Source organism: uncultured Leptotrichia sp. (assembly GCF_938036635.1).
Taxonomy (GTDB): domain Bacteria; phylum Fusobacteriota; class Fusobacteriia; order Fusobacteriales; family Leptotrichiaceae; genus Leptotrichia; species Leptotrichia hongkongensis.
In genome coordinates this window covers 1-14,054 of record NZ_CALHQO010000345.1, presented here as the reverse complement: position 1 = coordinate 14,054, position 14,054 = coordinate 1, and the positions used below count along the sequence as shown (strand labels likewise).

17 protein-coding genes and 1 pseudogene are annotated in these 14,054 nt (G+C 33.7%); all 18 read left to right on the top strand.

What is annotated here, in order from left to right:
- Window positions 1–104 (top strand): annotated as a pseudogene (locus Q0370_RS06905) (ethanolamine utilization protein EutM); the annotation flags it as partial.
- A gap of 26 nt (window positions 105–130) precedes the next feature.
- On the top strand, window positions 131–481 hold the full coding sequence (eutS, locus tag Q0370_RS06900; protein WP_021743442.1) for an ethanolamine utilization microcompartment protein EutS: 351 nt from the start codon (window positions 131–133) through the stop codon (window positions 479–481).
- Window positions 482–483: 2 nt separating this feature from the next.
- Complete coding sequence (locus tag Q0370_RS06895; RefSeq protein ID WP_299573836.1) at window positions 484–933, top strand: EutP/PduV family microcompartment system protein; 450 nt, start codon at window positions 484–486, stop codon at window positions 931–933.
- Window positions 934–1,692 carry a BMC domain-containing protein gene (locus tag Q0370_RS06890; protein ID WP_299573834.1) on the top strand — a complete coding sequence of 253 codons (759 nt, stop codon included), beginning with the start codon at window positions 934–936 and terminating at the stop codon, window positions 1,690–1,692.
- A 2-nt stretch (window positions 1,693–1,694) separates the two neighbouring features.
- Window positions 1,695–1,991 carry a BMC domain-containing protein gene (locus Q0370_RS06885; protein ID WP_299573832.1) on the top strand — a complete coding sequence of 99 codons (297 nt, stop codon included), beginning with the start codon at window positions 1,695–1,697 and terminating at the stop codon, window positions 1,989–1,991.
- Window positions 1,992–2,042: 51 nt separating this feature from the next.
- Window positions 2,043–3,509 carry an acetaldehyde dehydrogenase (acetylating) gene (locus Q0370_RS06880; protein WP_299573828.1) on the top strand — a complete coding sequence of 489 codons (1,467 nt, stop codon included), beginning with the start codon at window positions 2,043–2,045 and terminating at the stop codon, window positions 3,507–3,509.
- Between the two features lie 17 nt (window positions 3,510–3,526).
- The gene (locus tag Q0370_RS06875; protein ID WP_299573825.1) at window positions 3,527–4,312 is read left to right on the top strand and encodes a cobalamin adenosyltransferase; all 786 of its coding nucleotides are present in this window, start codon (window positions 3,527–3,529) and stop codon (window positions 4,310–4,312) included.
- A 20-nt stretch (window positions 4,313–4,332) separates the two neighbouring features.
- Complete coding sequence (eutD, locus tag Q0370_RS06870; protein ID WP_299573822.1) at window positions 4,333–4,971, top strand: ethanolamine utilization phosphate acetyltransferase EutD; 639 nt, start codon at window positions 4,333–4,335, stop codon at window positions 4,969–4,971.
- A gap of 22 nt (window positions 4,972–4,993) precedes the next feature.
- Entirely contained in the window at window positions 4,994–5,638 is a 645-nt protein-coding gene (locus tag Q0370_RS06865) for an ethanolamine utilization protein (protein ID WP_299573819.1), read from the top strand.
- Window position 5,639: 1 nt separating this feature from the next.
- Complete coding sequence (locus Q0370_RS06860; protein WP_039900985.1) at window positions 5,640–5,909, top strand: EutN/CcmL family microcompartment protein; 270 nt, start codon at window positions 5,640–5,642, stop codon at window positions 5,907–5,909.
- Between the two features lie 4 nt (window positions 5,910–5,913).
- Window positions 5,914–6,216, top strand: a complete 303-nt coding sequence (locus tag Q0370_RS06855; protein ID WP_299573815.1) for a hypothetical protein — start codon at window positions 5,914–5,916, stop codon at window positions 6,214–6,216.
- 118 nt (window positions 6,217–6,334) lie between these two features.
- Window positions 6,335–7,453 (top strand): 1-propanol dehydrogenase PduQ, encoded by a 1,119-nt coding sequence (locus Q0370_RS06850; protein ID WP_299573812.1) that lies wholly within the window; start codon window positions 6,335–6,337, stop codon window positions 7,451–7,453.
- 21 nt (window positions 7,454–7,474) lie between these two features.
- Window positions 7,475–8,053: a response regulator gene (locus Q0370_RS06845; RefSeq protein WP_299573810.1), complete on the top strand. Its 579-nt coding sequence runs from the start codon at window positions 7,475–7,477 to the stop codon at window positions 8,051–8,053.
- Window positions 8,046–9,449: a sensor histidine kinase gene (locus Q0370_RS06840; RefSeq protein WP_299573807.1), complete on the top strand. Its 1,404-nt coding sequence runs from the start codon at window positions 8,046–8,048 to the stop codon at window positions 9,447–9,449. Before Q0370_RS06845 ends, Q0370_RS06840 begins: the two co-directional genes overlap by 8 nt.
- 26 nt (window positions 9,450–9,475) lie before the next feature.
- Window positions 9,476–10,906, top strand: a complete 1,431-nt coding sequence (eutA, locus tag Q0370_RS06835) for an ethanolamine ammonia-lyase reactivating factor EutA (RefSeq protein ID WP_299573803.1) — start codon at window positions 9,476–9,478, stop codon at window positions 10,904–10,906.
- Between the two features lie 30 nt (window positions 10,907–10,936).
- Entirely contained in the window at window positions 10,937–12,301 is a 1,365-nt protein-coding gene (locus Q0370_RS06830) for an ethanolamine ammonia-lyase subunit EutB (protein ID WP_006805301.1), read from the top strand.
- Window positions 12,302–12,314: 13 nt separating this feature from the next.
- Complete coding sequence (gene eutC / locus Q0370_RS06825; protein ID WP_147004703.1) at window positions 12,315–13,241, top strand: ethanolamine ammonia-lyase subunit EutC; 927 nt, start codon at window positions 12,315–12,317, stop codon at window positions 13,239–13,241.
- A gap of 45 nt (window positions 13,242–13,286) precedes the next feature.
- A complete protein-coding gene (eutL, locus tag Q0370_RS06820; protein WP_006805299.1) occupies window positions 13,287–13,940 on the top strand; it encodes an ethanolamine utilization microcompartment protein EutL in 654 nt (217 codons plus the stop codon).
- Window positions 13,941–14,054: the final 114 nt, after the last annotated feature.

Sequence of the window (14,054 nt, the reverse complement as noted above, 5' to 3'; positions counted from 1 at the left end):
CAACAGATGCAGGAGCTGCGGCTGCTGAAAGAGTAGGAGAATTGATTTCAATTCATGTAATCCCACGTCCACATGCTGAAGTTGAAACTATTTTGCCTAGATAAAGGGATTTTTAGAAAGGATTTGTCAGATGGAAGAAGAAAAAAAACAGAGAATGATACAGGAATATGTGCCCGGTAGACAGTTGACTCTGGCTCACATAATTGCAAATCCACAAAGAGATTTATCAAAAAAGATAGGGCTTTCCGAAAATAATACAAATGCAATAGGAATACTTACAATAACTCCGGGAGAAGCGGCAATAATTGCGGCAGATCTGGCTACTAAAAGTGCAGGAGTTGAAATAGGATTTGTTGACAGGTTTACAGGATCGGTTGTAATAAACGGAGATGTGGGAAGCGTAGAAGCTGCTGTAAATGAAGTAGTTTCATATTTTAAAAATGTACTAAGATTTAGCATAACTCAAATAACGAGGTCATAAAATTGAAAAAGATACTTTTAATAGGAAAATCAATGTGCGGTAAGACAACATTGACTCAAAGAATACACGGTCTGGATATACAATATGAAAAAACACAGATGTTAAAGTATTCTGATGATATTTTAGATACGCCTGGTGAATATATGGAAAACAGAATGCTTTATAAGGCTTTGATTATAAGTTCGTATGACTGTGATGTTATAGGAATGGTACAGGCGTGTAATGAGGAGCATAATGTTTTTCCGCCAGGATTTTCCACAGCTTTTACAAAACCTGTAATTGGAATTGTAACAAAATCTGATTTGGGTGGAGATATAGAAAGAGCTTGTGAAATATTAGAAAATGCAGGAGCCCAAAAAGTTTTTGTTGTAAGTTCTTATGAAAATAAAGGAATTGAAGAGCTTGTCAAATATCTGGAAGATGATAACGGGCAGTTAGAAGGTGATAAATAAATGGATTCGTACGGATATGTGGAAACACGGGGACTTGTAACGGCAATAGAGGCTGCCGATGCTGCATTGAAAGCTGCTAATGTAACATTGACAAACTATTACTATGTAAAAGGTGGAATTGTAACCATTGAAGTGATGGGAGATGTTGCTGCTGTAAATGCCGCTGTGGAGGCTGCCGTTGAAAGTGCTAAAAGACTTGGCAATTTCCTGAGTAGCAATGTCATTGCGAGAGTGGCTGCTGAAACGAAGAAAATCCTAATAAGTGATAATGGAAAAAAATCAGATGAAAAGACAGTTGTCCAAGAAAAATCTGAAGAAAAAGTTATTGAAGAAACTCTAGAAGAGAAAATAGATGAACGGTCAATAGTTGAGAATACAGATAAAAAAGAGGCAATAGTTGAACAAACGGAGGATATAGTAGTAAAAGAGCCTGCTCAAGAGATTTTTGAAAAAGCATCTGAAGAAATTTCAGAAAAAATTGAAATAGCAGAAATAATCGAAGATGCGCATCAAAAAGAAGAAGTAAAAGCAGAATTAAGTGACGGCAATCAGGAAAATAAGGAAATTTCACTAAAGAAAGATTCCAAAAAAAAAGAAGACGAAATAAAAAAATTAAGAAAAGAATATCAGGATATGAAGGTAGTCGACTTAAAAACAAAGGTAAATAACCTTAAACTTGGCTATACTTGGAATCAGATAAAGACAATGCCAAAGAAAAAATTGATAGAAATTTTGATAAAAAATAATCAGGAGGAATAGAGATGGCAACATTAAATGCATTAGGAATGATTGAAACTAAAGGATTGGTAGCGGCAGTAGAAGCTGCAGATGCAATGGTAAAAGCTGCAAATGTTACTTTAATTGGAAAAGAACACGTAGGTGGAGGATTAGTAACAGTATTAGTAAGAGGAGATGTAGGAGCAGTTAAAGCTGCAACAGATGCAGGAGCTGCGGCTGCTGAAAGAGTAGGAGAATTGATTTCAATTCACGTAATTCCTCGTCCTCATACTGAAATTGAAGCTATATTGCCTAAAGCAAGAGTAGTTGAGGGTGAATAAGAGAACTTAAAGTAATCAGATAACAGTGATTATTTATAGAAAGGACAAATTATGGATAAAGATTTACAATCAATACAAGAAGTAAGAGATTTATTAAATAGCGCAAGTAAAGCATTTGAAGAATATAGTCAGTTCTCGCAAGCTCAAATTGATGAAATAGTAAGGGAAATCTGTGAAGAAGCCCAAAAACATGAAGTTGAGCTAGCAAAACTTGCTAATGAAGAAACAGGATTTGGACGTTGGGAAGACAAAGTTCTAAAAAATAGACTTGCTTCAGTAGGAGTATATGAAGCTATAAAAGATCAGAAGACAAAAGGAATAATTCTTGATGACAAGGAAAAAGGGATAACTGAAATAGGAGTTCCAATGGGTATAATTGCAGCCTTGATTCCATCAACTAATCCTACTTCGTCAACAATTTATAAAATAATGATAGCATTAAAGGCAGGAAACGCAGTAATTGTAAGCCCTCACCCAAATGCAAAGGACTGTATAATTAAGACTGCAGAATACTTGATAAAAGCTGCTGAAAGAAAAGGTGCTCCAAAAGGACTTATCGGAGTTATAAAAACACCTACATTACAAGCTACACAAGAACTTATGAAACATAAAAAGACTTCATTAATTCTTGCAACAGGTGGAGAAGCGATGGTAAAAGCTGCTTATAGCTCAGGAACACCTGCAATAGGGGTAGGACCTGGAAATGGACCTGCGTTTATTGAAAGAAGTGCTGATATAAGAAAAGCCGTTAAAAGAATTATCGACAGTAAAACTTTTGATAATGGAGTAATTTGTGCTTCAGAACAATCAATAGTTACAGAAGAAGTAATTAAAAATCAAGTAGTAGATGAACTGAAAAGACAAGGAGCATACTTCCTTAACAAAGATGAAAGAAATAAAGTTGGAAGTATCCTTATGCGTGCAAACAACACAATGAATCCAAAAATAGTTGGAAAAACAGCCTTATATATAGCTGCAATGGCAGGAATAACAGTCCCTACGACTACAAAAGTGCTTGTTTCTGAAGAAACAGAAGTTTCTCACTTGAACCCTTATTCAAGAGAAAAATTATGTCCTGTATTAGGATTTTATACAGAAGAAACTTGGGAAAAAGCATGTGAAAAATGTATAGAAATTCTTGAAAATGAAGGAATTGGACATACAATGTCAATGCACACAAATAATGAAAATATTGTAAGAGAATTTTCATTGAAAAAACCTGTGTCAAGACTGCTTGTAAATACAGCTGCGGCACTTGGAGGAGTAGGAGCAACAACTAATCTTTTACCTGCGTTTACATTAGGATGTGGAACTGTTGGAGGAAGTTCAACTTCTGACAATATTGGACCATTAAACCTTATAAATATTAGAAGAGTAGCTTATGGTACAAAGGAACTGGAAGAATTGAAAGAAGAAGGTTCATGTGTAAATACATGTTCAGTTGATAATTCACGAGTGAACGAAAATGAAATTGAAGATATCATAAGAAAAGTATTGGACGGAATTATAAAAAAATAGATAGGGTGTGATAAAAAATGCCTGTTATAACAGAAGGAATGCTTAGAAAATTAGATAAGGAAGGGCAGCTTGAAAAAGTACATATAACTGAAAAAGACATCCTTACACCGTCAGCAAGAGAGTTTTTAAATGTAAAAAAAGTTGATTTTAGAATAAAAAGATCACAGGATCAAGTTGTGAATAACGAATCAGATAATGTAAACAGAGTTAAAGACTCTCAAGCAAATACTTCCGAAGAAAAAGCCCCTCCAAAAAGACAGTATAAAGACTATATTACAGGAGCAACTTATGATAAAAAGCCTGAATTTATGACTCAACTGTTTGGAAATGAACTTGTTGTAAAAAATCATAAGAGAATTGTTTTACGAGGTAAATTTGATATTTTGCAGGCTGAGGTAATAAGATACTGGAAAAAATACGAAAAGAATAAAAAATTGGAAAGTGACTTTGCACAGGCATACAGATTTGTAAGAGATTTGTTTATAAGTGAAATGACTGATACACCGTTTCAGGAAAGAGATGTTCTTGGATATGACATTGATACATTAAAAGATATAACTCATAATACAATTAAATATTACAAAACAGGACATCTCTTTGAAATAAATGCTGACTTTGATGAAGCAGTCATTGATATAAACTGTCTTAGAGCTTTGTCAAGAGAGTGTGAAGTTGCTGCAGTAGATGCTTTTTATAAGGAAGGGAAGACAGAAAGAGTAGACATGCTAAAGGCACTAAACCGTCTGAGCAGTATATTGTACTTGATGATGTTAAAAGCAAATAACGGAGATTATAAATCATAAGCTCTGAATTGGGAGATATTATGGACAAAAATGAATTGGAGAGAATAATAAGAGATAAGTTGCAGGAAATTCTGACAACAGAAAAAGAAGATACCTTTATGGTGGAAGCATCAGGTCGTCATGTGCATCTTACCAAAGAACACGTGGAAGCACTTTTTGGAGAAGGATATGAGTTGACACCTGTAAAAGATTTATCACAGCCTGGACAGTTTGCCGCAAAGGAAAGAGTCAGAGTAATTGGACCAAAAGGAGAATTTTCGAGTGTTGCAATATTAGGACCATGCAGAAATTTTTCTCAAGTGGAGTTATCACTTACTGACTGCCGTGAAATTGGAGTCAAAGGAGTGATAAGAGAAAGTGGAAAAATTGAAGGGACACCAGGAATACTTATAGGTGTAGGTGATAAATATATACAGTTGGATAAAGGGCTTATAGTTGCAAGAAGACATATACACATGACAAGTGAAGATGCAAAAAGACTTTCTGTAAATGATGGTGAGACTGTGAAAGTAAAAATTCATAGTGACAGACCATTAATATTTGATGATGTTTTAATAAGAGTAAAGGACAGTTTCAGATTGAGCATGCATATTGATTTTGATGAAGCAAATGCTTGTGGATATACTTCAGGAGTAACTGGAAGCATTGTAAAAGATTAAAGTGAAAAGGGCAGGAGATGAAATGGATACTCAAGATTTAATAGAAGTGCTTGCAAGGGAAGTATTAAAGGAAATTGCCAAAAGAGAAAATCAAAGTTTATCTGAAAATATCAAACATTCTCCTGAAAAATCAATAATAACAGCTTTTTTAGGAAATGATGAAGTCTTGAAGGATGAACTTAAAAAAGAGACATCAGTTGTAGACAACATAAAGTTGGACAGTACATGGGAAGAAATAGAAAAAAATGAAAATAAAAAGAGACTTGTTGTATCAACTCTTGGAATAAATGATTTAATTGATCTCTCACAAGGGAAAAAAACTATCATAACAGAATTTCTTTTTAATGAAGGAGAAGTTCTGCTTGTCGAAGAAGGGCTGGAATATAAAAAATATACTAAACCTGCTGCATTAATAAGCCTTTATGATGAATATGTCAAAAAAGTTCAAGAATTTGGAATAAAGGTTGTGAAAAGAACAGAAGTAAAAAATACTTTTGATGCTAAAGAAAAATTGTATCTAAAAGGTTTGGTAACAGAAAGCAGACTTAGAAAGCTAGGATTAAAAAATCAGATACTCGAAGTTGATGCAAAATCTAAAGTAACTTCCCTTGCGATGGATTATATAAAAGAAAATAGCATTGAACTGTGCTATGAAAGAGGACAATAACATGTTAATTGGAAAAGTTGTAGATAATGTCTGGGCAACAAGAAAGGATGAAAAGCTAAGAGGACTAAAACTTATGGTAGTTGAAGTGGAAGGTACAGGCGAAGGTCATGGAAGCAGAAAAATGGTGGCAGCCGATTATATTGGTGCTGGACAGGGCGATAAGGTAATAATCGTTACTGGAAGTTCTGCAAGACATGTATTTGATGCTGAAACTCCTGTAGATGCGACTATTGTAGGAATAATAGACAGTTTGGAATCGGAAAAGGAGTAAAAAAATGGGAAAAAGATTGATAACAGTAAAAAATCTTTTTGAATATATTCAAGATAAGGAACTGGTGGTTCAGGCTGATATGATTATTACTCCCGGAGCAAAAGACGTGATTAGAGAACAAGGAATAGAAGTGAGATACGAAAAGACTTGTGGCGTGTCAAACTCTGCATCGGGAAATGAAATCAGAAAAAATACAAGAGATTGTGATGATTTGGAAAAGAAAGTAATTGAAATACTTGTAAAAAATTATAAAATTACAGATTCTGACACAATCCGAAAAATATTATCCAAGATAAAGGAATTATAGTAAGATTACTTTAGAATAAAATTTAAAAGTAATAACTATTTTCTCAACTCTAGACTATTTAGACTTATTAGCTAAATATTATGGAGATTGAGGGTACAATAGAAAGGAAGTGGATTTAATGGGTTTATTTCAAATAAAGCCGGATATTCATTACGGAGCTAATTCTTTGGATATATTAAGAACAATGGAAATCGAAAAAGTATTTTTAGTAACAGACGAGAATATGGTCAAACTAAAAGTAGTGAATAGAATAACAAATATCTTAAAATCAAGAGGAATAGATGCTAAAATATATTCGGATGTTAAACCAGATCCCACAGATGAAGAAATTATAAAGGGTATGCTTGAGCTTAGTGCTTATGATCCTGACTGCATAATAGCACTAGGAGGAGGATCACCGATAGATGCCTGTAAATCAATGATTTATTTTACAAATAAAATAAAAAGGGCAATGGGAGAATATAAAAAGCCTAAATTTATTGCAGTGCCAACAACAAGTGGAACAGGATCAGAAGTAACATCTTATGCAGTTGTTACAACTCAAAGTAAAAAGATACCGCTGAGTGACAGTGAAATGCTGCCTGATATAGCAATTTTAAATCCAGAGTTTATAAAAACTCTTCCGCCATCAATAATTGCGGATACAGGAATGGATGTTTTAACGCATGCTATAGAAGCTTATGTTTCAAGATCTAGAAACTTGTTTACAAATACACTTGCCATAGGAGCAATAAAAACTGTTTTTGCTGATTTGGTAAGCAACTTTGAAAATCCTGAACTTGAAAGAGAAAGAATTGATTTACAGATTGCTTCATGTATGGCAGGAGTAGCATTTAGCAATGCAGGACTGGGAATAAACCACAGTATAGCACATTCGCTAGGAGCAAGATTTCATAAACCGCATGGACGGCTTAATGCAATAATAATGCCAAAAGTTATACAATTTAATGCACAAAATAAAAATGCGGCTGGATATTACAGAGAAATTGCTGAAGCATTGGGATTTACACCTAAGGAAGATACAGAAGGAGTAGAAATTTTAGCAAAAGCTATTAAAATGCGAGCTGCTAAAATGTCGATACCAAGTAGCTTAAGAGAACTTGGTATACCTGAAGATCAATATTTTTCAGAAATGGAAAGTGTAATTGATCAGATAGAAAATGATATGTGTACTGGAGAAAACCCAAGAAGATTTAGCAGAATAGAAATGAAGCAGCTACTGACAGATTTATATTAAATTTGAGGAAAAGGAAAAAAGATGAGGAAAATAATAGTTGTAGATGATGAGCCGATAACAAGAATGGATATATGTGAAATATTGAAAGAAGCAAATTATGACGTAGTCGCTCAGGCGGGAGACGGATTTGATGCAATTGAACAGAGCAGAAAATATAAACCTGATTTTGTCATAATGGATGTCAAAATGCCGATACTTGATGGGCTGAAAGCAGCAAAAGTCATAACAGAGGAAAAATTGTCTAGAGGTATTGTTCTACTCACAGCCTATTCCAATAAGGAATTTATAGAAGAAGCCAAGAATATAGGAATAATAGGATATATAGTAAAACCCATTGATGAAAAATCCTTTATTCCTAATCTTGAAATCATATTTAATAAGCAAGAAGAATTTGAAAAGCTGGAAAAAAAATATTTAAAAACAAGTCAGAAGCTGGAGGATAGGAAAAAAATTGATATTGCCAAAAGTATTTTGATGAAAACAAGAAACTTTACTGAAAATGAGGCATATGAATACATAAGAACGCTTAGTATGAATAAAAGATGTGACATGGGAAAAATAGCAGATATTATAATTTTATCTGGAGATGAAGATGCTTAGAACGATATGTAAACAATATACACAACTTTCAAATAAAGATATTGAAAAGCTGGAAAAAATATGTGAAGGGCTGCCTGTAATGAGTAAACTTCTAAAGGCGGACGTGTTTATAGACTGCATGACAGAAAATAGAGATACAGCAATTGTAGTTGCTGAGGCAAAACCAAGAATAGGATCGAGCTATACTCAAAGTGTAGTAGGAAAATTTGCCTATAGGAAAAATGAACCAGCTGTACTTAGAACTCTTGAAACTGGGCATCCATCAAGAGATTATAAGGCGTTAACGCAAGAAAATAAAAGTGTAACGCAAAATGTAGTACCTATAAGAAGTGATGAACAAGATGGGAAAATAATAGCCGTTCTTATAGTTGAAGAAGGAATGAATGAGGAAAATATCGGCAAGGGGCTGAGTTTTTTGAACAATGCAACTGATGATATACTTATGAGTTCTGTTGGAATGATGCGAGAGCGGAAAATTATTGACTATATAAATGATGGAATTATAATCTTTAACGAGGAAGGCATGTGCATATATGCTAATTCCAGAGCAAAATATGTTTACAGAAAAATTGGCTATAAGGATTCTTTCCTTGGAGAAAAATTTGATAATATTGTAATTGATAATGTTGAATTTGAAGATGTACTAAGTGGAAAAGTAAATAAAAGATCTGATATAAATATATCAAATATGGTTTTAAGCCTTGAATATATACTAGTAAAGGAAACAAAGAACGTTAAAAATGTAGTCTTATTTATAAAAGATATTACTGAAATTAAAGTGAAGGAAAAGGAACTAGTCCTAAAATCTGTTGCAATAAAGGAAATACACCATCGAGTAAAGAACAATTTGCAGACAATAGCAAGCTTACTTAGAATACAGGCTAGAAAGACTGATGATAAAGCTGTAAAGGCTGCATTTAGTGATAGTATAAATAGAATTTTAAGTATTTCAGTTACTCATGAACTGCTTGCACAGAATGGGCTTGACGAACTTGAAATAAAGGAAGTTATAAATAAGATTCTGAAAAATTCAGTGAGAGAGAATTTAGACGGGCATCTGAAGCTTAAAATAGATGTCATTGGAGACAACTTTGAAATAAGTTCAGATAAGGCAACAACAATAGCCTTGATAGTAAACGAACTTGTAGAAAATTGTATAAAGCATGCCTTTAAAGGAAAAACTAAAGGACAAATAATAATAAAAGTAAGAAGAGGGGAAATGAAATCCCGTATTTCCATAAGTGATAATGGAATAGGAATGGATGAAAGAGATTTTGAAAAAGGAAGCATTGGACTACAAATAGTTAAAAGTCTTGTGAAAGAGAAACTTTATGGGAATCTGGATATAAAGACTGGTAATAAAGGAACTGATATTAGTTTTGGATTTGAAAATTGATGATTTAAAGACAAAGGAGTCTTGAGATGACAGAAGAAATACTAAGTGTGGGGATAGACATTGGAACTTCCACAACACAGCTTATCTTTTCAAAGATATATATAGAAAATAGAGGAAGCGCTTTTACAGCTCCTCAAATAAAAATAATAGGAAAAGAAGTTGTTTACAGAAGTGAAATTTATATTACCCCATTGGAAAATGAAACAAAAATAGACGCAAAAAAGGTTAAGGAAATAATAGAATCTGAATACAAAAAAGCAAATATACAATATAAGGATGTTTCAACAGGAGCTGTAATAATAACAGGAGATACTGCAAGAAAGGAAAATGCTAAGGAAGTATTGCAGATACTTAGTGGAATGGCAGGAGATTTTGTTGTAGCAACTGCAGGGCCTGATCTTGAAAGCATTATTGCTGGAAAAGGTTCGGGAGCCTATGGATATTCTGAAGAAAAAAATACAAGTATCGTAAACTTTGATATAGGAGGAGGTACTACAAATAATGTTGTCTTTAACAGGGGAGAAGTGGAAGACACTACTTGCCTTGATATAGGAGGACGACTTATAAAATTTGATGAAAACAGGAATACACGTTATATTTTCAAAAAAATGTACGATATTGCTGAAGATGTGAATGTAAAGCTGGAACTAGGAAAACCTATAAGTGAATCTGATTTGAGAAAAATAACAAGAAGAATGGCACAGCTTATTTTTGAAAGTGTAGAAATTTTTCCAAAAACAGAACTGTATCATAAAATTGTAACATATAATGACTTCAGAAAGCACAATAAAGACATTCAACATTACTCATTTACTGGAGGAGTTGCAGATTTCATCTATGGACGTGTAGAAAAAGATTTGTACAAGTATAATGACATTGGAGTGGTTCTTGGTGAAGAAATTGTAAAAGTTCTGAAAGAATTGAATATAGAGCCTTTGAAGTTAAGTGAAACAATAGGAGCGACAGTAGTTGGAGCAGGAAGCCATACTACAGAAATAAGCGGAAGTACAATTACTTATACTGAAGGAATCTTCCCAATAAAAAATATTCCTGTATTAAAAATGTCTGAGTCAGATGAGAATTTGCCTGTTAGTGAACTGGGAAAAGTGATAGAAGGTAAACTAGATTGGTTTAGTTCTGAAAATGAACTTGAAAATGTGGCTCTTGCATTTAAAGGAAAGCATAATATGGCGTATAACGAAATAATGGAATTATCTTTAGTAATTTCAGATATTATAAAAAGAAAACATGACAAAAAACATCCTGTAATCGTCATAGTTGAAAATGATATGGCAAAAGTGCTTGGACAATGTATGAAACTGGAACTTAATGATTATGACATAATCTGTATAGATAGTGTTAAAGTAAGAGACGGAGATTACATTGATATAGGAGCGCCGCTAGGAAACGGAAATGTTTTGCCTGTCGTAATAAAAACATTGGTATTCAGTTATTAAATTAATAAATTTTAGAGAGGTGGCAATAAGATGGTATTAAAAACAAAATTATTCGGTCATACGTATGAATTTAAATCTGTAAAAGATGTACAGAATAAGGCAAGTGAATTTAGATCAGGAGATGAACTTGCAGGAGTAAGTGCAAGTACAGCGGAAGAAAGAGTTGCCGCAAAAGCTGTGTTGGCTGAGTTAACATTGGCAGACTTAAGAAACAATCCTGCAGTACCTTATGAAGAAGATGAAGTTACAAGAATTATCCAGGATGCTGTAAATGAAAAAATTTATGGAGAAATAAAAAACTGGACTGTAAGTGAATTAAGAGAATGGATTTTGGATTCTCATACAAGTGGTGATGACATCAAGAGAATCAGTAAAGGTCTTACAAGTGAAATGGTAGCAGCAGTTGCTAAACTTATGAGTAATATGGACCTTATTCAAGGAGCAAGCAAAATAAGAATTAAAAAATTCTGTAATACTGAAATAGGTGGAGAAGGAATACTTGCAACAAGATTGCAGCCTAACCATACAACAGATGATCCAGATGGAATTATGCTATCAACTTATGAAGGGCTTAGCTTTGGGCAAGGAGATGCTCTTTTAGGATTAAACCCAGTTGATGACAGTGTTGACAGTGTTATGAGAGTGTTGCACAGATTCCACGAAATTAAGACTAAATGGCAAATTCCTACACAAATATGTGTATTAGCTCACGTAACTACACAAATGGAAGCAATTAGAAGAGGAGCACCTACAGACTTGGTTTTCCAAAGTATTGCAGGATCTGAAAAAGGAAATGAAGCATTTGGAATAAATGGAACAATGATTCAGGAAGCAAGAGATTTGGCATTAAAACACGGAACAGCGACAGGACCTAACGTAATGTACTTTGAAACAGGACAAGGTTCAGAATTGTCATCAGATGCTCACCATGGTTGCGATCAGGTTACAATGGAAGCAAGATGTTACGGATTTGCGAAAAAATTTGATCCATTTATTGTAAATACGGTTGTTGGATTTATTGGACCAGAATATTTGTATAACAGTAAACAAGTAATAAGAGCTGGACTTGAAGATCATTTCATGGGTAAACTTACTGGAATCTCAATGGGAGTTGACGCTTGCTACACTAACCATATGAAAGCGGATCAAAACGATATTGAAAACTTGAAAGTATTATTAACAGTAGCAGGATGTAACTACTTTATGGCTATTCCTGCAGGAGATGATATAATGCTTAACTATCAAACATCTTCTTATCATGATGATGCTACATTAAGAGAACTATGTAACAGAAGACCTATAAAACCTTTTGAACAATGGTTAGAAAAAATGGGAATAATGAAAGATGGAAAACTTACAGATAGAGCCGGAGACGCTTCAATTTTCTTAAAATAGGGAGGAAAAATCAATGTTATCAGAAAGAGAACTAAAAGACGTAATTGAAAAAATAATAGGTGAAATGAAAATAGACGAACCATCAACAACTGTTGAAGAAAAAGCACCAGTTGTCAGTACAAGCTCAGTTTATATTGAAAGTGGAGATGAGCCACGTGAAAATCCTCATATTGTAAACGGAGAAGTAAGAGATATTGGAAAAATAAATATAAAAGATCAAATGCTTGTGGATAATCCTGAAGATAGAGAAGAATATATGAAGTTAAAACAAAAAACATCTGCAAGACTTGGAATTGGAAGAGCTGGAACAAGAATGAGAACAGAAGTTTTGTTAAGATTAAGAGCAGATCACGCTGCAGCACAAGATGCTGTGTTTAATGATGTGCCTACAGAATTTCTTGATGAACTTGGATTGTTTGAAGTTACTACTGAATGTGAAAGCAGAGACCAATATATCACACGTCCTGATTTAGGAAGAAGAATTTCTGAAGAAGGAATAAAGACAATAGAAGAAAAATGTAAAAAAAATCCAACAGTTCAAATATTATTGTCAGATGGATTAAGTTCAACTGCAGTTGAAGCAAATGCAAAAAATATAATACCTGCATTGTTAAATGGGCTTAAAGGATATGGAATTGAGACAGGAACACCATTTTTTATCAAATATGGAAGAGTTGGAGCAGGAGATCACGTTGGAGAAATTTTAAATGCTGATGTAGTTTGTATATTAATAGGAGAACGTCCTGGACTTACAACTGCAGAAAGTATGAGTGCCTACATTACTTACAAGGCTCGTCCTGGAATTTCTGAAGCAAAAAGAACAGTTGTTTCAAATATTCATAAGGATGGAACTCCATCTTCAGAAGCAGGAGCTCACGTTGCTACATTAATTAAGAAAGTAATTGATGCAAAAGCAAGTGGACAAGATTTAAAATTATAAATTAATTTAATAAAAAAATAAAAATTAAAAACTTTAGGAGGAACAATGAAAGGCGATAGATTAAAAGCAAATGTACTAGCTGTAAGATTAATTCCAAATGTAGATAATGATATGGCTAAAGAGCTGGAATTACCTGAAGGACATAGAAGTATAGGAATTATAACAGCAGATTGTGATGATGTTACATATACTGCACTTGATGAAGCTACAAAAAAAGCTGTAGTTGATGTAGTTTACGGAAAATCATTCTATGGTGGAGCTGCAAATGCGAATACAAAACTTGCAGGAGAAGTAATAGGAATATTGTCAGGGCCTACTCCTGCGGAAGTAAAAAGTGGACTAGCTGCAGCAGTTGACTTTATTGAAAATGAAGGAGCATTCATAAGTGCAAATGATGATGATAGCATTGCATATTATGCACATTGTGTATCAAGAACAGGAAGTTACTTATCAAAAACAGCAGGAATTGCAGAAGGGGAATCATTAGCATACCTAATAGCACCTCCGCTTGAAGCAATGTACGCTTTAGATGTTGCATTAAAAGCAGCAGATGTAAGTTTAGTTGCATTTTTTGGACCACCTTCAGAAACAAACTTTGGTGGAGCACTTTTAACAGGAAGTCAGTCAGCATGTAAAGCTGCGTGCGATGCTTTCGCTGAAGCAGTAAAATCTGTGGCAGATAATCCATTAAATTATTAATTGAATAACCATTGTTATAAACTAGAATTGCCTTGTAAATTTATAGCATTAAATGTTTAAATAAAAAATATTTTTATTGGGCAATTCTAAATTTTTATAAAATTCTTTACGAGT

Excerpts from the sequence above, each read along its gene's own strand:
- eutS (WP_021743442.1), top strand. The coding sequence starts at position 131 with ATGGAAGAAGAAAAAAAACAGAGAATGATACAGGAATATGTGCCCGGT.
- Q0370_RS06890 (WP_299573834.1), top strand. The coding sequence starts at position 934 with ATGGATTCGTACGGATATGTGGAAACACGGGGACTTGTAACGGCAATA.
- Q0370_RS06885 (WP_299573832.1), top strand. The coding sequence starts at position 1,695 with ATGGCAACATTAAATGCATTAGGAATGATTGAAACTAAAGGATTGGTA.
- Q0370_RS06880 (WP_299573828.1), top strand. The coding sequence starts at position 2,043 with ATGGATAAAGATTTACAATCAATACAAGAAGTAAGAGATTTATTAAAT.
- Q0370_RS06875 (WP_299573825.1), top strand. The coding sequence starts at position 3,527 with ATGCCTGTTATAACAGAAGGAATGCTTAGAAAATTAGATAAGGAAGGG.
- eutD (WP_299573822.1), top strand. The coding sequence starts at position 4,333 with ATGGACAAAAATGAATTGGAGAGAATAATAAGAGATAAGTTGCAGGAA.
- Q0370_RS06865 (WP_299573819.1), top strand. The coding sequence starts at position 4,994 with ATGGATACTCAAGATTTAATAGAAGTGCTTGCAAGGGAAGTATTAAAG.
- Q0370_RS06860 (WP_039900985.1), top strand. The coding sequence starts at position 5,640 with ATGTTAATTGGAAAAGTTGTAGATAATGTCTGGGCAACAAGAAAGGAT.
- Q0370_RS06855 (WP_299573815.1), top strand. The coding sequence starts at position 5,914 with ATGGGAAAAAGATTGATAACAGTAAAAAATCTTTTTGAATATATTCAA.
- Q0370_RS06850 (WP_299573812.1), top strand. The coding sequence starts at position 6,335 with ATGGGTTTATTTCAAATAAAGCCGGATATTCATTACGGAGCTAATTCT.
- Q0370_RS06845 (WP_299573810.1), top strand. The coding sequence starts at position 7,475 with ATGAGGAAAATAATAGTTGTAGATGATGAGCCGATAACAAGAATGGAT.
- Q0370_RS06840 (WP_299573807.1), top strand. The coding sequence starts at position 8,046 with ATGCTTAGAACGATATGTAAACAATATACACAACTTTCAAATAAAGAT.
- eutA (WP_299573803.1), top strand. The coding sequence starts at position 9,476 with ATGACAGAAGAAATACTAAGTGTGGGGATAGACATTGGAACTTCCACA.
- Q0370_RS06830 (WP_006805301.1), top strand. The coding sequence starts at position 10,937 with ATGGTATTAAAAACAAAATTATTCGGTCATACGTATGAATTTAAATCT.
- eutC (WP_147004703.1), top strand. The coding sequence starts at position 12,315 with ATGTTATCAGAAAGAGAACTAAAAGACGTAATTGAAAAAATAATAGGT.
- eutL (WP_006805299.1), top strand. The coding sequence starts at position 13,287 with ATGAAAGGCGATAGATTAAAAGCAAATGTACTAGCTGTAAGATTAATT.